At 34.6% G+C, this 26,311-nt stretch carries 18 protein-coding genes; 4 read left to right on the top strand and 14 right to left on the bottom strand.

All coding sequences use genetic code 11. The annotated features are described in order from the left end of the window. Positions 1-46 precede the first annotated feature (46 nt). Entirely contained in the window at positions 47-907 is an 861-nt protein-coding gene (locus GCQ56_RS13940) for an HAD family hydrolase (RefSeq protein ID WP_152735103.1), read from the top strand. Here GCQ56_RS13940 and GCQ56_RS13935 read toward each other — a convergent pair. From GCQ56_RS13935 to GCQ56_RS13890, 10 genes are all read right to left on the bottom strand, one after another. Further along, the gene (locus GCQ56_RS13935; RefSeq protein WP_152735102.1) at positions 873-2,096 is read right to left on the bottom strand and encodes an alanine dehydrogenase; all 1,224 of its coding nucleotides are present in this window, start codon (positions 2,094-2,096) and stop codon (positions 873-875) included. The two genes, GCQ56_RS13940 and GCQ56_RS13935, sit on opposite strands and share 35 nt — an antisense overlap. Positions 2,097-2,192: 96 nt before the next feature. Beyond that, positions 2,193-2,609, bottom strand: coding sequence for a tRNA (adenosine(37)-N6)-threonylcarbamoyltransferase complex ATPase subunit type 1 TsaE (gene tsaE, locus GCQ56_RS13930; RefSeq protein WP_152735101.1), 417 nt, complete (start codon positions 2,607-2,609; stop codon positions 2,193-2,195). A gap of 21 nt (positions 2,610-2,630) precedes the next feature. Further along, positions 2,631-4,190, bottom strand: coding sequence for a bifunctional response regulator/alkaline phosphatase family protein (locus GCQ56_RS13925; protein ID WP_299993760.1), 1,560 nt, complete (start codon positions 4,188-4,190; stop codon positions 2,631-2,633). Between the two features lie 69 nt (positions 4,191-4,259). Beyond that, the gene (locus GCQ56_RS13920; protein WP_152735100.1) at positions 4,260-7,841 is read right to left on the bottom strand and encodes a lipopolysaccharide assembly protein LapB; all 3,582 of its coding nucleotides are present in this window, start codon (positions 7,839-7,841) and stop codon (positions 4,260-4,262) included. Between the two features lie 253 nt (positions 7,842-8,094). Beyond that, positions 8,095-9,192 (bottom strand): Mrp/NBP35 family ATP-binding protein, encoded by a 1,098-nt coding sequence (locus tag GCQ56_RS13915; protein WP_152735099.1) that lies wholly within the window; start codon positions 9,190-9,192, stop codon positions 8,095-8,097. 67 nt (positions 9,193-9,259) lie between these two features. Further along, a complete protein-coding gene (locus GCQ56_RS13910) occupies positions 9,260-9,598 on the bottom strand; it encodes an MGMT family protein (protein WP_152735098.1) in 339 nt (112 codons plus the stop codon). Next, complete coding sequence (gene trmB, locus GCQ56_RS13905) at positions 9,599-10,342, bottom strand: tRNA (guanosine(46)-N7)-methyltransferase TrmB (RefSeq protein ID WP_299993762.1); 744 nt, start codon at positions 10,340-10,342, stop codon at positions 9,599-9,601. It lies immediately after the preceding gene. A 15-nt stretch (positions 10,343-10,357) separates the two neighbouring features. Beyond that, complete coding sequence (locus GCQ56_RS13900) at positions 10,358-10,831, bottom strand: gliding motility lipoprotein GldH (protein ID WP_152735097.1); 474 nt, start codon at positions 10,829-10,831, stop codon at positions 10,358-10,360. A 208-nt stretch (positions 10,832-11,039) separates the two neighbouring features. Further along, positions 11,040-12,194, bottom strand: a complete 1,155-nt coding sequence (locus GCQ56_RS13895) for a regulatory iron-sulfur-containing complex subunit RicT (RefSeq protein WP_152735095.1) — start codon at positions 12,192-12,194, stop codon at positions 11,040-11,042. A gap of 94 nt (positions 12,195-12,288) precedes the next feature. Next, the gene (locus GCQ56_RS13890; RefSeq protein WP_152735094.1) at positions 12,289-13,413 is read right to left on the bottom strand and encodes a DNA polymerase III subunit delta'; all 1,125 of its coding nucleotides are present in this window, start codon (positions 13,411-13,413) and stop codon (positions 12,289-12,291) included. A gap of 347 nt (positions 13,414-13,760) precedes the next feature. On the opposite strand from GCQ56_RS13890, the gene GCQ56_RS13885 reads away from it, so the two are divergent. The 3 genes from GCQ56_RS13885 to GCQ56_RS13875 all read left to right on the top strand — a co-directional run bounded on the left by GCQ56_RS13885 (position 13,761) and on the right by GCQ56_RS13875 (position 21,112). Next, a complete protein-coding gene (locus GCQ56_RS13885; protein ID WP_152735093.1) occupies positions 13,761-14,948 on the top strand; it encodes a phosphoglycerate kinase in 1,188 nt (395 codons plus the stop codon). Between the two features lie 133 nt (positions 14,949-15,081). After that, positions 15,082-20,061: a tandem-95 repeat protein gene (locus GCQ56_RS13880; protein WP_152735092.1), complete on the top strand. Its 4,980-nt coding sequence runs from the start codon at positions 15,082-15,084 to the stop codon at positions 20,059-20,061. A gap of 67 nt (positions 20,062-20,128) precedes the next feature. Further along, complete coding sequence (locus GCQ56_RS13875) at positions 20,129-21,112, top strand: acyl transferase (RefSeq protein ID WP_152735091.1); 984 nt, start codon at positions 20,129-20,131, stop codon at positions 21,110-21,112. A 135-nt stretch (positions 21,113-21,247) separates the two neighbouring features. On the opposite strand, the gene GCQ56_RS13870 is transcribed toward GCQ56_RS13875, so the two are convergent. The 4 genes from GCQ56_RS13870 to GCQ56_RS13855 form a co-directional block, all read right to left on the bottom strand. After that, a complete protein-coding gene (locus tag GCQ56_RS13870) occupies positions 21,248-22,873 on the bottom strand; it encodes a sodium/sugar symporter (protein ID WP_152735090.1) in 1,626 nt (541 codons plus the stop codon). 65 nt (positions 22,874-22,938) lie between these two features. Further along, complete coding sequence (locus GCQ56_RS13865; RefSeq protein ID WP_152735089.1) at positions 22,939-23,985, bottom strand: UDP-glucose--hexose-1-phosphate uridylyltransferase; 1,047 nt, start codon at positions 23,983-23,985, stop codon at positions 22,939-22,941. 17 nt (positions 23,986-24,002) lie between these two features. Further along, positions 24,003-25,166 carry a galactokinase gene (locus GCQ56_RS13860; protein WP_152735088.1) on the bottom strand — a complete coding sequence of 388 codons (1,164 nt, stop codon included), beginning with the start codon at positions 25,164-25,166 and terminating at the stop codon, positions 24,003-24,005. Positions 25,167-25,269: 103 nt separating this feature from the next. Beyond that, the gene (locus GCQ56_RS13855; RefSeq protein WP_152735087.1) at positions 25,270-26,283 is read right to left on the bottom strand and encodes a GntR family transcriptional regulator; all 1,014 of its coding nucleotides are present in this window, start codon (positions 26,281-26,283) and stop codon (positions 25,270-25,272) included. Positions 26,284-26,311 lie beyond the last annotated feature (28 nt).

Below are 26,311 nucleotides of genomic sequence, written 5' to 3'. Positions count from 1 at the left end.
CTCAGCTTAAAAATGTAAATTTAGCAGTTAGCTTAAAATTGAATATATGGCAGAGCAGATAAAGATTGTGGTTACAGATTTAGATGGCACCTTATTACCTTCAATGGGTGAGGTTAGTAGAAGAAATTACAAATGCCTTGAAGACTTAAAAGAATCAAATATCACAAGGGTTATCGCAACAGGAAGAACACTTTATTCAGCCATGGCAGTTTTACCGGATGATTTTCCAATCGATTATTTAATTTTTTCTTCTGGTGCCGGAATCATGAATTGGGAAAATAAGCAACTGATCTATTCTCAGCAAATTGATGCCAAGGAAGTTCAAGAATTATCTCAGGTTCTTATTGATCACAAAACCGATTTTATGATTTTGGATCCAATTCCTTTAAACCATCAATTCTGGTATTATCAAGGTGGAAATAAAAATTCTGATTTTGACAGACGTTTAAACCTATACAAACAATTTGCCACTCCTGTAGGAAAAATAGAAGACACCAGACGTGATGCTTGTCAACTCCTGGCAATATTGCCCAATAAAGAAGATTGGTTTGAAGAGCTAAAAAACAAATTCGACGATATTAAAATCATACGCGCCACATCACCTTTGGATCATGAATCGATATGGATGGAAATTTTTCCACTTCACATTTCTAAAGGACATGGTTGCGAATGGCTCTGCAAAAAATTAGGCTTAAAAGCTGAAGATTCTTTTGTAATTGGCAATGACTACAACGATATTGATCTATTGGAATGGGGCAAACATAGCTATGTTGTCGATAATGCTCCAAAAGAACTAAAGGACAAATATAAAACTACTGAAAATGTAATTCGAGATGGATTTGCAATTGCCGTTGAAAAAACACTAAACAGCGTTACATCGCAGCCAACAACAAATCGATATCTTTAGCCAGTATTCCAAAGGAATCTCCCAAGCGTCTGTTGGTTAAAATTCCACGATACACATAAGTTCCATGGCGCAAACCAACATCATTTTTAATGAATTGATGAACACCACCATTATGCCCAATATTTAGCAACAAAGGAGAACAAATATTACTTAATGCCAATGATGCTGTTCTTGCTACATGAGACGGAACGTTTGGTACACAATAATGCAGTACGCCATGTTTTTTATATACCGGATCTTTATGATTGGTAAGCATTGATGTTTCGAAGCAACCTCCCTGATCGATACTCAAATCAATAACAATCGATCCCTGTTTCATAGACTGAACCATCTCTTCTGTAACCATGAAACCAGCGTGATCACGCTCATATCGCATTGCTCCAATTACCACATCGGCCGAAGCCAAAGCTTTATGAAGTACGTGAGGATGAAAAATAGAAGTAAACACTCTGTGTCCTAAATGATCCTCTAATCTGCGTAAACGATAAATAGAATCATCGAAAACCTTAACCATTGCACCCAATCCAAGTGCTGCTCGGGTTGCATATTCTGCTGCCGTTCCTGCACCCAAAATAATTACCTCGGTTGGCGTAATTCCGGTGATGCCACCAAGCATTACCCCTTTGCCGCCATGTGCTTTACTTAAATATTCACCAGCAATCATAACCGATGATATTCCGGCTATTTCAGCCATTGATCGAACAACAGGAAAAAAATTATCTCTATCCTTAACCAATTCCAAGGCAATAGCAGTGACTTTCTTTTGCATTAATTTACGCACATTTTCACCACATTGACTCTTAATTTGTAAAGCCGAAAATAAAATCTGATTGCCTTTAAGCATATCAATTTCATGCCCTGAGAAAGGAGAAACCTGCATGACTACATCGCATTGGTATACCTCTTTTTTCTCATTTACAATTAAGGCTCCATTTTCGCTGTATTCTTTATCGGTATAATTAGAAGCCAAACCAGCTCCTCGCTCCAACATCACCTCATGTCCGTTATTCACCAAAATCTCAACTGATTGAGGAGTTAAGCACACACGATTTTCTCCCCTATAATCTTCACGAGGAATACCAATAGCCAATTGTTTACGTCGGCGTTCTAATTCCAACATTTCTTCTTTGGGTTGATAAAACTCGTGCCCCAACGGAAAATTCTTTGATCCTTCACTTATCGGCGTCATATACAAAATTGTAATATTAAAAAGGGATAATTACCTATACTTAGGCATTACAATTTAAGAAATTTTTGGCTTTTAATCGCTTTTGATTTAAGCTACCTATAGAATTTGAATGGAACGAGCACCGTCAGCTTCTTCTTTAAAATGCACTTCAACCGTATTGTTAGGCAAAATTGAATCAATTTTCTCTGGCCATTCAATAAAACACATTGCATTGGAATAAAAATAATCCTCATATCCAAAATCATATGCTTCCTGTACATCATCAATTCTATAAAAATCGAAATGATATATAATATCTTCTTTAGCTGTATGATATTCGTTTACGATTGCAAATGTTGGACTATTGATTGTATCCTCAACGCCCATTTCTTCGCATATAGCTTTTACAAAAGTAGTTTTTCCAACTCCCATAGCTCCATGCATTGCAAAAATTCTTTTATCCCCAACTAATTTTAGGAATTCTTTTGCCACCGAGTTGATTTCTTCAAGTGAATTGATCTTTAATTCGCTCATTTCTTAACAAAGTATTGATAATTAAACTTTTCGAGGACTTAAGGTTACCAATGGTACTACCATCTCTTCCAACGAAATTCCTCCATGTTGGAAAGTATTTCGATAGTAAGAACTGTAATAATTAAAATTGTTTGGATAAGCCAAAAAGTCTTCACCGAATGCAAAGATATAAGAAGAACTTACATTTACCTGAGGTAGTTGCGCTTTTCGTGGCTCTGTCACTTCAAAAACCTCCTTCGACTTGTAATTCAGGTTTTTTCCCTGTTTGTAACGAAGGTTGGTATTGGTTTGTCTGTCGCCAATCACCTTAATAGGATTTTGAACTCGGATTGAACCATGATCTGTAGTAATAATCAATTTCACCCCTTGCTCTGACAGTTTCTTAATCAATTCCAAAAGCATAGAATGTTCAAACCAGGATAAGGTTAGTGAGCGATAGGCAGCCTCATCAGCAGCCAAATCACGAATCATTTCACTTTCGGTTCTGGCATGTGAAAGCATATCAACAAAATTGTACACAAACACACTCAAATCAGCATTTAAAATGGAAGTTAAATTGTTAAGCACTTTGGCTCCCATTTTTTCATTATTGATTTTTTCGTAATGATAGCTATAATCTTTATAATGACGCTTTAACTGAAAACCAATAAAATCTTCCTCATGCAAATTCTTACTCGTCTCCTCATCTTCATCGATCCAATGATCGGGGTAGCGTCTTTGAATTTCAAGAGGCATTAGACCTGAAAACATAGAGTTTCGGGCATATTGAGTTGCCGTTGGAAGAATCGAAAAATACATGGAGTCCTCTTCCAATGTATAGTAATTGTTAATAACCGGATACAAAGTTTGCCACTGATCGTATCGCAAATTATCTATCAGAATAAAAGCTACCTTCTGTCCTTTATCTAATAACGGATATACTTTTTCTTTAAAAATATTAGGTGTCATCAATGGCTTATTTTCCTCATCAGGATCTAACCATGTCAGGTAATTTTTCTTTACAAATCGAGCAAATAAATTGTTGGCTTCAGTCTTTTGCATACGCAAAATTTCATCCATTCCCGAATCTTCGATATTAGCCAATTCCAATTCCCAAAAAACAAGTTTTCGGTACATCTTCATCCAATCTTCAAAATCACGACAATCGTTAATTTCCATTCCCATTTGTCCGAATTTCGATTGGTAAGCCATTGTTGTTTTCTCGGAAACCAAGCGCTTTTTGTCGATATGCTTTTTAAGTGTTAGTAAAATTTGCTTCGGATTCACAGGTTTTATCAGGTAATCGGATATTTGTTTTCCAATAGCCTCATCCATTATATCTTCTTCCTCACTTTTTGTAATCATTACAATTGGCAAGGCAGAATCTATAGATTTTATTTCGCTCAAAGCTTCCAAGCCACTCATGCCTGGCATATTTTCATCAAGTAAAACCAAATCGAAATGCGTATCGCGTACCATGTCAATTGCATCGTAGGCATTGTTGCACGGTTCAACTTTATATCCCTTTCCTTCCAAAAAAATGATATGAGGTTTCAACAATTCAATCTCATCATCAACCCAAAGTATCGTTATATCTTTCACACTCTTCAATTTTAGTTCAACACGACATATTAAAGCTAACGACAAGTTGAAACATTTATTTCACCAGCTCTATTTCAAATAGTACTTTTTAAAGAACTGCAGATAAACTGCCGGATCTCCATCCTTCATAAATTCTTTCAAGTTCTCATCTGATATCACAAAATTACGATACCCAACTTTTTCAACAGGTGCAAACAATTCACGATTAGTAACTATGGCTCTAAAGTACATCATAGCCTGCTTTTTGTTTCGCATATTTGTTACCAATAATATCTCACGATTGTCGTCTAAATTTCTAACCTCAACTTTTAGGCTTCGAGTATTGTATCTCTTTATGCCACTCAACAATTGCTTGCGATTTACATTCTCGGTAGAATATACTAAAGCAAAGTAATGCGGCAGATCTTCATTGTATTTATACAAGCCATCATCAACCAATACTTTTTCCTTTTTAACAGGAGCAACATCATTTGCATCCAAATAGTTTTTCTTAAAGAAATCGAGATATGGGAACAATGTTTTATTTACATAGAAATTTTTGAAATTTTCTTCACTGATTATGAAATTTCTATAATCAACACTTTCGAGTTGAGCATATACTGCATTATCAGTCACCAAATTTCTAAAGTATTTCATCGCATCGGATTTGGTTCCAATGTTGTTCACTACAATCATATTCAAATCAGCATCGTACTGTTCTCTTAATACACTGTAATCTTTATCATGATTGTAAATATCCGTTCTTAGCTTGCCAATGTTTATTTTACGAACCGGTACCAGAATGATAAACTTATGGTTGTCTTTGGCATCCATTTCAAATTTTAATGAATCCAAATTGGAATTAACCGAAACTAATTTTCCTTTTCGTTTAACCGTTTCCTTTTTAGCTTTGCGCTCTATATCAAAATAGCTTTTGGTATAAAAGTCAAGATATTGCTCTACTGCTTTACTTTGTTTTAACACAGCAAAATTCGACTCAGAAATCACAAAATTGCGGTAATCAACATCTTCTAATCCTTTAAAAGCTTTATTGCTTGTGATAATTCCATTAAAATAATTTAAAGCATCTGTCTTGTCCTTTAAACCTTTCACTAAAATCATTATCTGTTCTTTATCCAAAGAAAGTCGGTCAACTTTAAAAGTTCGATTATTGTAAGCATCTGAATTGTATCGCGAAACATTAAATAAACTTCTGTTTGGATCTCCATCTTTTTTTGAGAACATCAAAACAAAATAATGCTCCTCCTCCGTTTTAAACTTGTACAATGCTTTAATTTCTGGCTTTTTCTCTCCTTTGCCTTCAATTTCAACCATTGCCTGTTGTTCTTCAATTCTCCAATTGCGAAGTAATCGATTTTGTCTTGCCAATTCCATATCCTTTCTTGTATAAATAACAGGTTTGGCTCCCTTATCTAAACCAGCAATAATCGATTTTGCAGTTTGTTCAATCTCCTTGCTTGGATTCGCTTCGATTACTTGTTCTAGCGACTGTTTAAAATTATTCGCTTTTTGAGTTCTACCGATACTAAGCGATCTTAAGAATAAGAAACGAGGTCGTAATTCACTTTCCGGATATCGTAGAAGCCCTTCATTACAAAGTCTAACAACCCGAAAATAATAGTAATTCTGAAAATCTTCGTAAGCTTGAGCATACAAATTATTCGCCTTTTGATCTTCAGCATCGATTTTAGAGCGGTAATTTGGATCGTTTAGCGCTTTAGCATACTCACTCCCTTCAAATTCCGTTAAAATCATTTGTTTAAACCTATTGGCTTCAGCAGAATTTCCTTGAGCTTTGTTTAGCGAGTAGCAATGATAGTAAGCTGAAAGCAAATAAGGATTATCTGGAAATCTCTCCAGTAAGCGGATCATACTTTCCAAAGCCTTTTCGTTATTCAACAATTTCTCCTCGTAAACCAAGCCAGCCTGATACAAACCTTTCATGATTCTTTCATTGGATTTTACCATTGCTGCTTTGGTCATTGGCAGATCATTCAAATAATAATCTCGCGATTTTAAATCCTTCTTTTTCGACTGAGAACTTACTCCATCTCCCTGATCTCCTTCCAAAGCGAGTTCCTCATCCTCAATTGTAAAAGTAGATTTATTTTTTCTTCTCCAATTATCTTCCAGTTTTCTACGTCCCCACTTGCGTTGAAAATCGGATTTACCGATACCAATATTGGTTGGATTGTAGAAATACCAATTCCCCTGACTAGAAGATCCAGCTCTTGAATTGTTACCCAACATATTGTTTTGCGCAAAAAAGGCTCTATCAGATTGAGCTTCAGACTCTCTTAACCTTTCCTCTCTTTCTTTGTCGTTTATTTTCTGTATAATACCGCTAATCAACTTATCTCTATCTGGTTGGCTCATTAAAGCAACACGCTGCAAACTATCCTCACGAACAACCATATTTAAGTTGTTCACCAATTCGGTCAAGTTTCCAACTCGTTTTGATAGAACCGCATAGTTTGGATAATCTCTTCCCAAATAAGTCATTGAGCTATCATAACACATTTGAGCCTTTGGGTAAGTTTCTTCACCAAAATAGTAGTCACCCAACTTTAAGAATGATATTGCTTTTTGATTTTCATTAAACAAAGAAACTTTTGTTGATTTCCAGTAATTTGGAATTGCAGATTCCATATCCTCATCAATAACATCCATTTCAGCCATGGCATAATAGATCTGATCCTGATATTCATTGTTCTTCTCATCACGAAGCATTTTTCTCAGACCTTTTCTAATCTCCTCACCATTTTCGTTTCCAGTATACGAAAGTGCTCTGCTAATTTTTGCATTAAAAGTCATTTCATAACTGGCATTCAAATCAATTAGTTCTTGAAAAGCTCTTGATGCCTGACTTGGATTTCCTGTTTTTTGATGAATTTGGGCTAATAGATAAAAGTAACGTGCTTTCTTCTTTTTATTTTTTGATAAAGCTGTACATCTTTCCAAATGAGGAATCGCATCCTCCAGTTCATTCTGACGAATTGCAGCGTCTGCATTTAATGCTGAAATTCTCAATAGATCTTCTTTAGTCAGCTCATTTTCGCTCGATAATCGTTCCAAAATTTCCGTTCCAGCAATAAATTCACCTCTATCGATCAAACTAGTCGCTTTCCACAATTTAGCTTCAGGTACCAATTCCGAATCGGGATATTCTCTCAAGATAAAATCAAATGCTTTCTCCGAAACATGATACTCTCCCTTGTAAAATTGTGCTTTACCAATAAGCAGATAACAATCGTCAATCCAATTGTTGTATTCCTTTTTCTTTCTAAATTCCTTATACTTTTCAGATTTATTGTTCTTTTTACGTTTTGGTTTTCTGGTAATGGAATGAATTTTAATCGCCTTCGTAGCTTTTTCTAAAACGCGATCCATACTTGAAAAAGACAATGCTCTTGCCGATACATTCTGATATTCAAACACAGGAAACAATCTGGTGTAATTCTCCTGAATACCATTTTCAATTTTTAGTTCACCCTCTTTGAGGCTTTCCTTACCGTTAAAATAAACGTTATAATGAGTCGTAAGCGCATGATATTGTCTGCTAACAAAAGTGTTCTTTTGATTAGAGCAAGCAAAAGCAAATATTAAACAGAATACTATCAGTAAAGCTTTTTGAATGTTTGTTCGAGTCAAGACTATATGTTTTGTATGATAAAAACGATTCGTTATTGATTAAAACCTCTATGTTATTTATTGACTAATATTTACCCAACAATTACAATTAATATTTTCAAGATACTTCAACCTAAAAATGTATAACAGCTATCAATGAGGTTTTATTTTATTCAATCTGAAAATTATTAAAACTTTTTAAAAATACCCTTATTTAAGTGAAATAAAAAAAGGAGCTAAAAAGCTCCTTTTAAAATATCTGTAAATTTCGATCTTATCTAGTTATCTGAACTTTTTTTGTAGGATCTAATTTTTCATTTCTATTACTTACAACAGATTGAAGTTTAGCTGCTAAATCGGCAAAAGCCATTCCTGTAACAGAGTCTCCATTTACAGCGGCTGGCGTACCATTATCACCACCTTCACGAATACTTTGAACAATTGGAATTTGACCTAAAAGATCCAAGCCTTTTTCTTCTGCCAGTTTTTTACATCCATCTTTACCAAAAATGTAATATTTATTATCTGGTAATTCAGCTGGAGTAAACCAAGCCATATTTTCAACCATACCTAAAACTGGTACATTTACACCAGCACCTTCGAACATATTGATTCCTTTAATAGCATCAGCCAAAGCAACATCCTGTGGTGTACTTACCACAATAGCTCCTGTAACCGGAACGGTTTGCACCAAAGTTAGATGAATATCGCTGGTTCCTGGTGGTAAATCAATTAGTACATAGTCTAATTCTCCCCAGTTACCTTCTTCAATCATTTGTTTTAAGGCATTCGAAGCCATTGGACCTCTCCAAACTGTTGCTTGCGCCGGATCAACAAAAAATCCGATTGACAACATCTTAACACCATACTTCTCATGAGGCTCGATCATATCTTTGCCATCAATCTGAATTAGATTTGGCTTCGCAGTTTCTGAACCAAACATTTTAGGCACCGAAGGACCAAAAATATCAGCGTCAATCAAACCAACTTTAGCTCCCGCTTTGGCCAAAGCAACAGCTAAATTCGAAGAAACCGTAGATTTTCCAACTCCTCCTTTACCCGATGCAACCGCAATAATATTGGTAACATTAGGAAGAACACCAGCCTCTTCAACTACATGAACAGCCTTAACTTTAATATTTCCCTTAATCTCTGCTTCCTTATCAACAAACTTAAGAATTGCAGAAACACAAGCCTTTTTTAAAGGAATAATATTGACATCATCTGATTTTTGGAAAACCAAATCGAAACCAATTTTCTTTCCTTCAATCTTTATATTACGAACCATATCCAAACCCATGATATCCTTATCGGAACCCGGATAGTGCACTAAACGCAAAGCGTCCGTAACTTGTTTTTGAGTATAACTCATGATTTATGAAAATTTTGTTCTTATTATTAAAATAGAATACTCACAAAGGTACATATTTAGAATCAATTCAAATAGAATCCCAGTCAAGTTCTTTCATTGGGTCCCAGAATATTTTTTCGAAGTCTTGAATTTGATCATCAATCACTACAATTCCTTCATTTTCCAGTAATTCTTGCATTAAATTTTCACCAGGAAAATGATGTCTACCCGAAAGCATTCCCAAACGATTAACCACTCGGTGAGCAGGAGTATATTCACTACTAGCATGTGATTGATTCATTGCCCAGCCAACCATTCGAGAACCACGAGGCGAACCTACAAATTTAGCTATTGCACCATAACTTGTGGCTCTCCCAGCTGGTATAAGCCGAACTACTTCATAAATTCTATCGTACAATTCAGACATTTACTCTTTTCGTTTGTCTCTTCCAAAACTTCTGTAAGAATCTAACTCAATTTCAACATCAGGTTCTATAAATTCCGATTTTCCTTCCAACATAAATTTCTGATACTTGATTGGAATTCCTCTATCCAAAAATTGCTGCTCATAAAACGTTCTAATTGAAAGAATATCATCGGCAATATCTGAGTTATACAAATCATTTGTATCAACATCTACAGCAAGAGAATTCTCCTTAATTACGTATGAAGTATATTCGTACAAGAAATTACTATCCGTTTTCAAATGAATGATTCCATCTTGTGTTAATAGATTAGAATACAATTTTAAAAACTTGGTTCCTGTTAATCTCTTCCTCACTTTTTTCATTTGGGGATCAGGAAAAGTAATCCAAATTTCAGCAATTTCTCCTGACTCGAAGATTGATTCTAACAACTCAGCTTTTGTTCTGATAAAGCCAACATTATTTAGATTTTCCTCTAAAGCAGTTTTTGCTCCACACCACATTCTTGAGCCTTTTATATCAATTCCAATAAAATTTTTATCTGGAAATTTTCGAGCCAAGCCTACTGAATATTCACCTTTACCACAACCAACTTCTAATACAATTGGATTGTCGTTTTTGAATACCTCTTTATTCCATTTTCCTTTGTACTGATAATCATTTTCCCAAACTTCGTTATGAGTTGGTTGAAATACATTATCAAATGTCTCCATATCAGCAAAGCGCTGTAATTTATTCTTTCCCACGATTAATCGCTACTTTTATTTATTTGCTTTTTCTATACGAATACCTACATTAACCACATTCTCTAACTCTTCAACACGCATTCCCTGAACTATTTCGAAAATGTAAGTGCCCGATTTTGGAAACACAACATGTTGCTTGTATGGTATTTGTAAATCAAAAATATCACCAAATCCACTTCCATACCATTCTCCTTTTTCCGATGCAAGCGTACACTCAAACTTTTCCTCAGCAGTTATTCCATCAGGATTTGTTTTCTTAACGAACAGCCACATATTACTAAAAGCATAAGCTCCAGAATTTCTCACATTTAAATAAAGATTGTGTGAGCTAATGGTATCTGTTATATCCACTTCAAAACGAAGAACATTTTCCATATTCCATTTATAATCTGGAATTTTCTCATAATGTTCGTACACCCTATTAGAATCGCAAGATGCAATTGAAAAGCAGCTAACAATAAAGCAACAAATCCAAATCAGTTGTTTCATGTGTTTAAATTTATCTTTCAATGGTCACATGGAACTCACAACTAAATTCAATCATCTCATTGTAAATCAATGGATAATTAAACTTGCATGTTCGTTTCATATTTATGAATTTCATTATTATACGAACTCCTGCTAAACTTCAGGAATTCTATAAAATCAAATAGCCATTAAGCTTATTATACTTAACGACTATTTAATTCCTGATATCTTATTTTTTTACTGGTTTGTTCGTTTTTCTTGGCTTACGACGGAACTTTCTTTTTCCTTTTCGTTTGTTTGGATTGTCTTTTTTATCAAAACGATTCAGACTATCCTGCCCTACTACATTCTCATAATCCGGAGCTTTTTTAGCTACTACTTCTTTCTCTGTAACCAGTTGATCAACCTTAACACCCTTCTTGTTTAATTTAACAATCTCTTTCACTCGGTCAACCGAAACCTGAAATAAATTCATTGTACTAAACTTGTCGAAAGAATACCACATAACTCTTTTAAAGATGTCTGTTTTCTGATGAAAGGCAGTTCCATCCTTGGTTTCAAGAGGAATATTGGTATTTGGAAAATCTTTCTGAGCATCGATATAGCAATCTAACTCAAAATTTAAACAGCATTTTAATTTACCACATTGTCCTGCTAATTTCTGCGGATTCAATGATATTTCCTGGTAACGAGCAGCATTTGTCGTAACCGAAACAAAATTGGTAATCCATGTAGAACAGCACAATTCTCGTCCACAAGGACCTATTCCACCAATTCTACCAGCCTCCTGACGAGCACCAATTTGGCGCATTTCAATTCTAATTTTAAATTGCTCAGCTAAAACTTTAATTAGCTGTCTAAAGTCAACTCTATCATCAGCGATGTAGTAAAAAATTGCCTTTGTCTTGTCTCCCTGATATTCAACATCACCAATTTTCATATTCAGCTTTAATTCAGCTGATATTTGGCGAGCTTTAATCATGGTTTTGTGTTCCAGTGCAATGGCTTCATGCCATTTTTCGATATCTACAGGTTTCGCTTTTCTGTAAATCTTTTTTGCTTCGTATGTGTTTGGATCAAGTTTTTGCTTGCGCATTTGCTCAACAACCAAATCACCTGTTAACGAAACAATACCTATATCGTGTCCTGGCGACGCTTCTACAGCGATAACATCACCTCTTTGTAATCTTAATTGATTCGAATTTGAATAGAATCCCTTACGGGTATTTTTAAATTTTACTTCAACAACATCAGGACATAGTGCACTTTCAGGAACATCTTTTAACCAATCATAAACATCCAGCTTCCCAGCCAGCAGTCTATGATCCTGCTTATTGGATGCGCAACCTCCGCATTTCCCTTTTGGTTCCTTATTTTCTATCATATGTATATTGATTATTAGTCGATAATCGACCGCAAAATTAGCGAATTTAATTTACAAACCTTTAAAGGTAATTAAATCGGATAATTATTGTGTTTTAAGGTCTCAATAATTTAACCAACTTCAAGCCTAAATCAAGAAATACAATCTTCGCATTTGCATTTCTTTCAATGTCATTATAGGCTTTTGAAAGTTCATCGGAAATCATCCAAACATTTTCTTCATTGATAAATGGTGAAAAACGTTGTGAGAAATTCATTTCCTCCCCACTTAAATAAACCATTTTAGGTTGTTTTAAATTGAGAATGAAGTTCTCGCGAATCATTCGAACACAGTAATTCAAAAAACCTTTTTGCCTTTCTCGCCCAATCGACGAAATATCTTCAGCCCATTCCATAATATCCATCACTTTTCGAGCGTAGCAATGACGCATTATGGCAACAAAATTTTCAAAATTGAAAGCATTGTCTTCTGAATTTTCAATCAAGATTCTTGCTTTTCTATAGCTCCCTTCAGACAAACGAACAACATTTTCCAGTTCTTGTGTCGATAAGTTGAATTCTTTATCGACTGCCTGAGCCAAAGCTTTAGATTCTATTGGTGGGATTTTCACCAATTGTGTTCTGGATAAAATGGTTTGAATGATTTTTTCAGGCTCTTCAGCCACCATAAAAAACAATGTTTTTGCCGGTGGTTCTTCAATCATCTTCAACAATTTATTGGCACATGAAGTATGCATTTTTTCCGGCAACCAAATGATCATTATTTTGTATTCTGACTCATAAGTTTTTAGATTTAGTTTTCTAATGATTTCATTACTTTCAGTAGAATAAATCATTCCTTGCGCATTATCAACGCCAATGGTTCTGTACCAATCACCAATATCAAAATAAGGATCAGTAAAAATCTGTGTTCGCCAGGAATCAATAAAATTATCGCTTACCGGATTTGTAAAGCCTTTCCCTTTAACAACAGGAAATACAAAGTGTAAATCGGGGTGAATTAATTTTTCGTATTTCTTGCAGGAAGAACAAACACCACAAGAATCATTGTCTTTTTTATCGAGACATGAAACGTATTGTGCAAAAGCAATAGCCATAGAGAGTTTACCAACTCCTTTTGGTCCAATTAGCAATTGTGCATGACTAACTCTGTTTTCTTTTACTGTTTGAATGAAACGTTGCTTTACGGCATCGTGACCATATATATTTTTGAATTGCATGAAATTGTGTTCTGATCTGATTTAGAAGCATTCCTGTATAAAATGGCACATCCATTTTATCACAAACCTGAATTGATTGCAAAAATACATCAGGGTATCCAAAGTTAAAAAAATATACAAGAGCTTTATCAAATTCATTTATTATAGATTGGAAAGTGAAAAAAATGACGTTTTTAAGGACAAATACGAATGATGAAAAATTTATGCAATCGTTTCAAAACCATAGAAATTACACCGTAACAACCTAAACTACTTTACGTTAAGATAGTTCAGCCTTTCTTTTTTGCAGCAATTTGAATAAAAACATACCTTTGTTTGGTAAGAAAAAAAACTAAAGATTATTTCCAATGCAAACAATTGATTCATACAATTTTTCAGGAAAAAAGGCTATTATCCGAGTGGATTTCAACGTGCCTTTGAACGACCAGTTCGAAATTACAGATGATACACGTATCCGTGCTGCCCTTCCAACTATCAAAAAAGTTTTAGAAGGTAACGGTTCTGTTATTCTAATGTCTCACCTAGGAAGACCAAAAGGTGTTGATGAAAAATTCTCGTTGAAACACATCGTTGCTCACCTTTCAAAATCGATTGGTGTTGACGTTAAATTTGCAGATGACTGTATTGGCGAAAGTGCTAAAACAATGGCTGCTGATTTAAAGGATGGAGAAGTTTTGCTTCTTGAAAACCTTAGATTTTACGATGAAGAGAAAAAAGGTGACGAGGCATTCGCTAAAAAATTAGCTGACTTAGCTGACCTTTGGATCAATGATGCATTCGGTACAGCTCACCGTGCTCACGCATCTACTGCTGTAATTGCAAAATTCTTCCCTAATGACAAAATGTTCGGTTATGTAATGGAAGGTGAATTGTCGAGCGTTGATAAAGTATTGAAAGATACTAAGCGTCCATTAACAGCAATTATGGGTGGGGCTAAAGTTTCTTCTAAAATTGAAATCATTCAAACCTTAATGTCACAAGTTGATAACTTGATTATTGGTGGTGGTATGACATACACTTTTGTGAAAGCTATGGGCGGAAGCATTGGTAACTCATTGGTTGAAGATGACAAATTAGAAACTGCTAGAGAAATCTTACAAAAAGCAAAAGAAAACAATGTAAAACTACACTTGGCTTCTGATGCTCTTATTGCTGATGATTTTTCTAATGAAGCAAATACTAAAGCTTGCGATGTAAATGCTATTCCTGAAGGTTGGATGGGCTTAGATGTTGCTGACGCTACAATTGAAAGCTTCAAAAAAGTTATCGAGGAATCTAAAACTATTCTTTGGAATGGTCCTGTAGGAGTATTCGAAATGGATACTTTTGCTAAAGGAACCAAAGCAATTGCTGATGCTATTGTAACAGCTACTGAAAAAGGTGCTTTCTCTCTTATTGGTGGTGGTGATTCTGTTGCTGCTATCAACAAGTACAATTTAGCTGATAAAGTAAGCTATGTTTCTACTGGTGGTGGAGCTCTTCTTGAGTATATTGAAGGTAAAGAGCTTCCTGGTGTAACTTCTATCAGAGGTTAATCTCCAATAAAATACAATCCCTTTGGGATACCAAAAAGCAGTCTTTCTAGGCTGCTTTTTTATTTTTAATTAGTTGACTTAAACAAAAATATTTATTTTTCGTAGTATTATTCTAAGTCACTTACATTCTACTATGAAAAAAATTCTACTTACACTAGCAATTACAGTTATTTGTTTATTACTACTGTTAAGCAAAAATTCACATGCCCAGATTGATAGCATTCACTATATCCCACCAATGTGCTCATTTTCGAGCCATAGCTCGAATGTTCAGGATCACAGATTAGTGCTTACAACCTCGGAAACAACCGCCTTTAATGTAACAATAAAAAACAATGACGGAACTTTTTCACGTACTGTAAGCCTATCGAGTTCTAATCCGCAAAAAATCAGTTTAAATTATTCTGCTTATACTTCAAGTACAAACAACACACCTGCAAGTGGTTTAGGTTCACAAGGGGTTATTGGCGCAACTCAATTAAATAATGTTTTAGATATCGAAGGACTAATTGTATCAGGTCCAAAGAAATTTTTTGTCAGTATTCAGCAGAAATCTGGGGCGCAGGGCGATTTACTTACTTCCAAGGGTACCACGGGTTTAGGAACAGACTTTTACAGTGGTCACATGTACTCTTCAAAAGGTGGCTACGATCAGTACAATGGACATTTTATTGGTGTCATGGCAACTGAGAATAATACCAATATAACTTTCGACAATCCTAATGTACTTTTTTCAGGACAAACGTCAAATACATTTACCTTGAGTTTAAACAAAGGTCAATCTGCAGTTATTGGAGTTAGTGTAAACGATATTAAATCACAACAAGGTTCAACTAAAAACTTGAATGTCGTAAATGGAACTCACATAATTTCCAATAAACCTATTGCTGTAAATTCTGGTTCATGGTGTGCCTCTGGTTTTGCAAGTTCTAACCCTGGACGTGATGTTGGATTTGATCAATTGGTTCCAACTGAGGTTGTAGGTAAAGAATATATTGTAATAAAAGGTGAAGGTTATAGTGGTGGGGCTAAAGACAATGAGAGAGCATTAATAATTGCAACTGAAGATAATACAAAAGTATATATAAAAGGAAATTCATCACCAAGTGCAACTCTTGACAAAGGAGAATATTACTTTACCAATTACTCGGATTATGGAACTAACAAAAACTTATACATACATTCAGATAAAAAGATTTTTTGTTATCAAACACTATCAGGAGCAAACAAAAAACAAACTGCCGGTTTGTGTTTTATACCTCCTCTAAAATGTACCGCGGACAAAGAGGTTACAATAGCTTTTACGAACAAACTTTCCAGCTTACCTGTAAACCCAATTTTAAAATTAGTCACCCAATCAGGATCACAAATACAGCTAAATGGGAAAAATCTTCAAAATGCATCCACTTACCGAAAAACAGTTCCAGGAAACACCTATTGGGAAACCTACAATATTCCTAAATCAGAGCTTACTAGGGATATATATGAAAAAGGCTCCAATTGGATTTTTGACATATCTTCTACAAGTGCATTAAACGTAATGCTGGCTGTTGAAAGTAATAATGTTGGTGGAGGAGGTTTTTTCTCAGGATTCGGAGATATACCACAAATTGATCAAAATCCTGAAATTGCAGAACAAGGCTTATGCGGTGATAATGTAGTATTAACTGCAACTGGCTTTACAAACTACAATTGGTACAAAGATGGAACTATTATTTCTGCGAATGATGATGCCACCTATGAACCATCCGAGCCCGGTAGATATAAAGTAACTGGTTTATCTCCCTGTGGAGCATCAACAACCGAATCATTCCCTTCAAACGAAATTCGAATTCTACCTTGTTTGTCTGTAACAACTACAAATATAACAGTAATTGAAGGAAGTGATCTTAATGCAGTATTTAGAGTTGAATTATCTCACCCTTGGTTAGCTAGTGATAATGTTGACGTTACTTTTAAATATCAAACCAATGCAGGAACTGCTGCCAGTGGAAAAGATTATACACCAAAATCTGGTACCGGTACGATAACATCAGGCGAGAGTTCTATTGAAATTTCAGTCCCAATCACAAATGATATTTTAAATGAAAATGATGAAAATTTTACATTTACTATTAATGATGTAACTGACGCCGTTGAAAGCATAGTATCAGGAACTGCTACAATTAAAGATGACAATGATCCTCTTCCAATTATTTCTGTTACTGATCAAAGTTATAATGAAGATGTAGGAACAGTAAATTTACCTGTTAACTTAAATACCGAAAGTGGCAAAACAGTAAGTATAAATTATACTTTATCTGATAATACAGCTACTCATCCCAATGATTACACATCTTCAATCTACAGCGGAAGCATAAGTTTTGATCCGGGAGAAAAAGATAAAACTCTTAGCGTTTCAATAATTGATGACAACATTTATGAACCAGGAACCAATGAATATTTCGATTTGCAATTAAGTAATCTTAGCAATACATCGGCTGGCAATACAAATGCAAGCATATCCATAATCGACAATGACGGAATGCCAACTATAACAGTTGCAAATGTTGGTGAAGTTGAAGGAACAAATATTGTGTTCCAGGCGGTACTTAACCATACAGCAAATGTAGACATTACCTTCGATTATCAAATAGCATTAAGTACTGGACCAACCAACGCAAAACAAAATGATTTTATAAATTACTCATCATTTTCTACAGGAACCATCACAATTCCAGCAGGAAGTACTTCGGTAAATTTCCCAGCCTTTGTTACACAAGATGATAATGCAAATGAGCAAACCGAAGCCTTCGTTGTTAACTTTTCATCAGTAAACAATGCATTGCTTGGAAATACCTCAGCAAATGGAACCATTTTAGATAATGAAGGAAATCCCACTCTTTCTATTTCAAATGCGTCAGCTACTGAAGGAAGTACATTAAATTTCACAATATCAGTAAGCCCGGTAAGAAGTTCTGATATTACTTTCGATTATAGAACCTTAAATGGAACTGCGGAATCGCCTGCAGATTTTAATGGCAACGGTTGGACATCCATATCATTGCCTGCAAATCAATCCAACATAACTCTTAGTATTCCAACTATTCAGGACACTGAGGAAGAAGGAAATGAAACTTTTACCGTTGAAATTGGAAATCCGCCAAATAAGGTTGAAATAGGTATCAGTCAGGCAACAGGAACAATTCTTGATGATGATGATACTCCGGATGCACGTAATGATAACTTCACCTTTGATGAAGATGCTATTTTATCAAACAATGTAATGTCAAATGATCTAGGACTTGGCGATCCTCCTGTTTTAGTAATCAATAACACTGATCCAGCAAATGGAAATCTTGTAGTTAACAACGATGGTAGTTTCACCTACACACCAACTGCCAACTATAACGGCAGCGATTCTTTCCAATATACAATTGAAGATATTGATGGAGATCAATCAACTGCCACAGTTAGCATTACTGTAAATCCAATTAATGATTTACCAATTGCCAATAACGATACCTATTCAACTCCTGAAGACACAGCTCTTAATGATGATGTGAGTAGCAATGACCAGAATTTATTTGATCTGCCAATTACCTACTCTTTGGTTAGCGATGTGAGTAACGGTAGCCTTATACTTAATGCTGATGGTACATTTACCTATACCCCAAATTCAGAATATTTCGGATCGGATGGTTTCACATATAAAGTAACTGATGGAAATGGAGATGCGGTACAGGCAAGTGCAAGTATAAACGTAATTTTTAATAATGATGCTGCACCTGTTGCGAATAACGACAACACTTCAACAAATGAAGATACAGCCGTTACCATTGATGTTCTGGCAAACGATACCGACATTGATGGCAATCAAACCATTGATAAAGCGAGTGTACTTGTTCAATCTGGTCCGGCAAATGGTAGTCTTTCGCAAAATTTTATCACCGGCGAAGTTACTTATACTCCTAATAACAACTTTACTGGTTCAGATAGTTTCACTTATACCATAAAAGATAATTCATTAGCAGAATCAAACACTGCAACTGTTTCCATTAACGTTATAGTAGATAATGATCCACCAGTAGCTATTTGTGAAAGTGGCGTGAGCATTTACTTGGATGCTTCAGGATCTTATACGCTAACACCTGCCGAAATAGACAATGGATCAAATGATGATAGCGATGGTGGAACAGTGAGTTTATCTGTTTCTCCAAACACTTTCGATTGCTCAGATAAAGGAACCGTTTCGGTAACATTAACAGTAACTGACGAGGATCTATCGAGTACAACTTGTACAACTGATATTACCATTTTAGATAATAGTAACCCTACAATCAAAACAACGCAAGAAAATATCACCTTATCTGCTGAAGCCGGAATTTGTGGAGCAATAGTTAACTATACTGGTCCGGTTTTCACTGATAACTGCGATGGAGATCAAAGCGGAACATTAATTGCCGGATTGTCAAGTGGTTCAAACTTCCCTGTTGGAATCACTACTGTTACTTATGAATATACTGATGCTTCTGGAAATGGACCAATTCAATCCATATTTACTGTAACAATAACTGATAATGAGAAACCTACACTAAATAACACTACTGACAGAAATTTAAATCCAAACACAAGTGGATGCCAATATATTGTAAGTGGAACAACTTTCGATATTACCGCTACAGATAATTGTGGAATAAATTCGATTACTCACAATTACGATGGTGGAGGCAATAGTTTAGATGGTAAATCATTTCCTTTAGGAATCTCCAATATAACATGGACAGTAGAAGATATACACTCAAATATTTCCACTCATATAGTTCAGATTACTGTTCTGTCAAATTTAAGTGCATCCATTTCCGGACCAACCGGTAATTCATCTTGCGAAGGAGAAGATGCAATATTTACAGCTACAGCCACAAATGGCAATCCGGGCTACACTTATAAGTTTTTTGTTAATGGAACTGATATTACATCTGGAATATCTGGCAATACACTTACAATAAATAGCTTAACAGATGGAGATTTAGTTAAAACAAAAATAACTGACACAAATGGCTGCGAAATAGAGAGTAACAAAATTTTAATGACAATTTATCCAAAACCAAAACCAATTCTATATCACGAATAAAATAGAAGGAAAACGGCTGATCTACATCAGTCGTTTTTTTATGATTTTACATTAACTTTGCACCATTATGAATTGGAAAGAAAGGATATTCAACATATCAAACAATGAAGAATTTGAGAAACTTACTATAGAGGTTTTTCAATATCAAGCTAAAAATAATAAAGTTTACAAAGAATATTTACATCATCTAAATTGCAATATCAATAGTGTAAATCAAATTTGTCAGATTCCTTTTCTTCCCATCGAGTTTTTTAAATCACATAAAATAACCTCTACTTCAGTTACTGCTAAAGCGATTTTCACAAGCAGTGGAACCACAGGCTCATTAACCAGTCGTCATTTTGTTCCTGATTTGGGAATATATGAAGCTAGTTTCACGAAAGGATTTGAACAATACTACCATTCGGTTAAGGATTACTGTATTCTTGCTCTTTTGCCCTCTTACCTTGAGAGAGAAGGTTCTTCATTAATCTATATGATGGAGCATATGATAAAGGATAGCAACCACCCTAAAAGTGGTTTTTATCTTCACAATCATGAAGAACTAATCGCTACAATATCTGAACTAAAAAAATCCAATCAAAAAATACTTTTATTGGGCGTTAGCTTTGCTCTGTTAGATTTAGCTGAAAAATATAAACTAGATTTCTCTGATGTAATTATAATGGAAACTGGCGGTATGAAAGGTCGCAGAAAAGAAATTACCCGAGAAGAATTACATGCCTTTTTATGCGATAGATTAAATGTTACTGAAGTTCATTCGGAATACGGAATGACAGAATTGTTATCGCAAGCCTATTCGAAAGGAAACAGTTTGTTCCACACACCTTCGTGGATGAAAATAATGATTCGTGATACCTACGATCCTTTTTCGTATGAGAAAATTGGCAGAAGTGGCGGAGTAAATGTAATCGATTTGGCAAATGTGCATTCTTGTGCATTCATTGAAACTCAAGATTTAGGTCGCATGCATACCGATGGTAGTTTTGAAATTTTAGGTAGGTTCGACCATTCGGATATTCGTGGCTGTAATTTATTAATTAACGAATAATACCAATTCTCAAATAAAAAAACACCAAGCAGAGTTTAAATGAATGTAAACTAACTCTGCCTGGCATTATATATTTCCCATTAACTGGAAAATTCTTATCTGTTATAAACTACTAACATATTTATACAATTTCCTTTACCAGAAAATTGCATAAAGAACAACTAAAACAATTAGCAAAATATAAGCGCTAATATTAAATTTCTTACCTGTTGCAAAAGTTTCAGGTAATAATGGAATACCTTTTTCGTCATCATCGCCTTTTCCTGTATTTAATGATACTCCAACTATAACAACCATTGTAATGATAAGAGTATATAGCATTTGATCTAAAAATGGCATTTCAATTGGTAAGAATTTTAATGCTAGAGCAACTGGAATTGATGCCAATACACCAACAATAGCACCTTTCACATTGGTTTTTTTCCAGAATAATCCCATCAAAAATACAGCTAAAATACCAGGACTTACAACTCCCGTATATTCCTGAATATATTGAAACATTTGAGGAATTGATCCCATAGTATTTGCTAAAGCTGTAGCAACAAACAGAGCAATAATTACGGATAATCTTCCAACGCCAACTAATTGCTTGTTACCTGCGTTTTTATTTATATATGGTTTATAAATATCCATGGTAAATATAGTCGCAGTTGAATTTAGCATAGATGCTAATGAAGATACAATTGCGGCTGATAATGCAGCAACAACTAATCCTTTCAATCCAACAGGTACAAAATTACTAATCAACCAAGGATAAGCATGATCGTTATTTCCTGTTACAGCATCAGAAAATACACCTCCAGCTCCAGCAATATTCTCTTGATACATTACAAATGCAATAATACCTGGAACTACAACAATTAAAGGAACAATTACCTTAAGAAAAGCTGCAAACGCAATACCACGTTGAGCCTCTTTTAATGATTTTGCCGCTAAAGCTCTCTGAATAATATATTGGTTAAATCCCCAATAATATAAATTAGCCACCCACATACCACCAATTAAAACAGCAATACCAGGTAGATTTGAAAATTCAGGATTATCCTTTTTTAATATCATATGGAATTTATCACTAGCAACATCAAAAATGTGAGACATTCCAGATATTGCATTTCCATCAGGAGTTACATGATTTAAAGCAATTATTGTAGTTACAAGACCTCCAATAACTAATAAAACGACTTGTATCACATCTGTCCAAGCAACTGCCGATAAACCACCCCAAACTGAATATGCTGCAGCAAAAAGTGCTAATCCTATCATAAATGGAACAATTGATGCGCCATCTCCTAACCCAAGAATAGTATCTAATGCTTTACCTCCTAAATACAATACCGAAGTAAGATTCACAAAAACAAAAAGTGCTATCCAAAAAACGGCTAAAATTGTCTTTAAAGAAGTATTAAAACGTTTTTCTACAAATTCAGGAATTGTATATAATCCTTGCTTTATGAATATTGGCAAAAAATATTTAGCTACAATAATTAAAGTAAGAGCTGCCATCCATTCGTAAGAAGCAATTGCCAATCCTACTTTAAAACCGGAACCTGACATACCAATAAACTGTTCAGCAGATATATTAGCAGCTATTAGAGAAGCTCCAATTGCCCACCATGGTAATGTCTTTCCTGCTAAAAAATAATCTTCTGCCGTTTTCTCTTCACCTTTTTTAGTTCGAGATACAAACAATCCAACACCTATTATTACACAGGCATATAAGCCAAAAATGATGTAATCTAGTATTTCAAAATTTCCATTCATAATATAATTTTTATTGTCGATTTTAGTCGATACAAATTAGAGATTCTATTAAAAATAATTTCTCCTTATTGGTATTTATAATGAACTTTTGATAATTCTTTTAATCGTTTAGCAGCTCCTTCCGCTGTAATATCACGCTGCGGTGTACCAAGCATTTCGTATCCTACCATAAACTTTTTAACGCTAGCCGAGCGCAATAATGGTGGATAGAAATGCATGTGTAAATGCCACTCGTGATGCTCCTCTCCATCGGTTGGAGCTTGATGTAATCCTGCCGAATATGCAAAGGAAACCTCAAAAAGATTATCATACATAACGGTTAATTTCTTATAAATATCTGCCAAATCGGTTTTTTCCTCACTAGTCAACTCCAATAAATTTGACACTGCTCTTTTACTAATAATCATTGTTTCAAAAGGCCAAACAGCCCAAAACGGAACTAAAGCTACAAAAGAATCATTTTCAACCAAAATTCTTTCGTCTTTCTCAAGTTCAGTTTTTAAATAATCAGATAACATGGTATTTCCATGTTTTTCGAAATACTCTTTTTGAGTGTCTGTTTCTTTCGATGTTTCTAATGGAACCAATCCTGAAGCCCAAATTTGACCATGAGGATGTGGATTTGAACAGCCCATAATAGAGCCTTTATTTTCAAAAATCTGCACATAGCCTATTTCTTTTCGATCTCCAAGCTCCTTATATTCTTTGCACCACAAATCAACAACCTTTCGAATATTCTCAACACTCATCTCAGGAACAGTAAGACTATGATCAGGACTAAAACAGATTACTTTACAGACTCCAGATTCGCATTCTGCTCTAAATAGATCACCATCCGAAAATTCTCCTTTTGGGGTATCCTGTAAAAGGGCACTGAAATCGTTTTGAAATGCGTAAACATCATCGTAATTTGGGTTCTTTTCTCCTCCTATTCGCTCATTTCCCGAACATAAATAACATTCGGGATCATGAGAAGGTCTTTTCTCTTCTACAATTTTTTCTACTTGTCCTTGCCATGGTCTTTTAGATCTGTGCGGCGACACTAAAACCCATTCTCCAGTTAATGGGTTATATCTGCGATGTGGGTTTTCTATATAATCAAACTTATCCATAAGAGTCTTCTCTTTACCTATTCAATTCTTTTTCCTCCGTCGCCAATCTCAGCAACATAAAATTCTCCTACAATACCTGTCTTCTCGGTATATTCCTTACCTACCTGTTCTATAAACTGTTCTATAAACTCATCTTTCACAAGGTTTACAGTAGATCCACCAAATCCACCACCTGTCATTCTTGAACCGATAGTTCCCTCAATTTTTCTGGCAGCCTCAACCATACTGTCTAACTCAAAACCTGTCACTTCGTAATCATCACGCAAAGAATCATGAGATTCGTTCATTAACTGTCCAAACTCTTCCAATTTTCCTTGTTTTAAATTTTCAACAGCTTTCATCGTACGCTCTATTTCCGTAACAACATGACGAGCTCTTTTCCTAACAGTTTCACTTATAATTTTATCAGAAAATAAGTTGAATTCGGCTGGGTTTAATTCTCCCAGTAATGCAATTTTTTTGGAGGGCTTAATTGCCTCAACTGCAACCCGACATTCCTCAACTCGTTCATTGTATTTTCCTTCATCTAAACTGTGTGGGCTATTGGTATTCCCAATCACAATTTTTACTCCTTCCAATTTTATCGGCACCAATTCATATTCTAAATTATTGCAATTCAAATATATTGCATGATCCTTTTTTCCAATACCTGAAGCAAACTGATCCATAATGCCACACATAACTCCGGCATATTCATGCTCAGCTTTTTGACTATAACGTACAATATCAATTTGAGTTTTTCCAAAATTATATTCCTGATTAATCGTCACTCCCGTAGCAACTTCGAGTGATGCGGAAGAGGATAATCCTGCACCATTTGGCACATTACCCCAAAATAAAATATCCGCTCCGTTTTTTAGATCTCCATCATTCTTAACAAACTGAGCTATAACTCCAATAACGTAATTTACCCAATTGCCTTTTGGAAAAGCTTTTGTTATCGAATCTAAATTTATTTTATAAGTCTTATCTTGATTCAATGAACGAAATTGAAAATAATCATTTTGGGTTTTTCTGATCAGACAATAAGTTCCAAATGATAGTGCACAAGGGAATACAAAACCACCATTATAATCGGTATGTTCTCCTATTAAATTAACCCTACCAGGAGAAAAATATACATGACAATCCCCTTCATCATAAAACTTAATAAACTCTACTTTCAATTGATCAACATTCATATTCTCTTGAATCTTACTGGTTGGTACTGGTCGGTAAAGTTATTTGCTTTTATTTAATTTACAAACAAAAGATTGTATTTAATTCTCTTTAAAGTTGATCTAATTAAAGTGAGTTTCTTCTTATTAGTTGAGATTTATTCTCAATTAAACCAGATTTAGAATGCAGTATCATATCTGCTAATATTTGTCCCATTTCCTTAAAATCAGTACTTATGGTGGTTATGCCTTCAGCGACAACTTCTTTTAAGGGAGTATCATTATATGAAATAATGCCAAAATCTTTTCCTATTGATAAATTTTCCTTTTTAGCATCCTTTACTAAACTCACCAAATCCAAATCGCTAGGAACAATATATGCTTCGTATTTTTTAATTGATCTGCCTTCTAATTTTTCAATGACTTCGAACTCCCATTGCTCTTTATGCTTGCATGCAAATTTCTTGAATCCTTTCATCTGTCCAACTGGTTCCTTTCCACCTGGATAAACGAAGAATACCTTCTTATATTTTTTAAGTAAATCGATTCCTGATTCCAATGCAGAATAAACATCTTTTTCAAAATTCTGGAATACTGCAGGATAATATTTTTTTAATGTTGGATTAGTTTGATCAAGTATGTAAACTTTATCCTGAGGTAAATTTTTTAAAACATTATAGGCATCATTAAATTTTGCAGGCATTATTATATATGAGGTATATTTGCCATTATTATTGTCTATCAATTCCTTAAATACCGTACGGTTAAAATGATGGAAATAAATATCTACAATAGCACCGCCTTTAAGATGTTCAATAAATGAGTTGTATAATATCTCTTTAAACACATTAAACTCTTCAAATAACAGAAATATTTTGTGCTTGAATTGTGTTGCAGTACTCTCTAAATAATATCCTTTTCCTGGAATTGATGATACTATTCCCCTTGCTTTTAACTCGTTAAAAGCAACCAAAACTGTATCTCGGGATAAGCTAAACTCTTTACAAATAGAATTAATTGAAGGTAAGCGATCACCTATTGATATTTCACCTTTTTCAATAGATTGAAATAAAGAATTTATAAGCTGTTTATATTTTGGAGTTCCTGATTCTTCGGAAACTTTAAAAATTTTAGAGGGCATGTTATTTGTATTTTTGTGTATATGTAGC

The sequence above is a fragment of the Marinifilum sp. N1E240 genome, assembly GCF_009295825.1.
Classification (GTDB): domain Bacteria; phylum Bacteroidota; class Bacteroidia; order Bacteroidales; family Marinifilaceae; genus Marinifilum_A; species Marinifilum_A sediminis.
The sequence above is the reverse complement of the archived record's forward strand: the minus strand, read 5'-3'. Positions and strand labels throughout refer to the sequence as shown.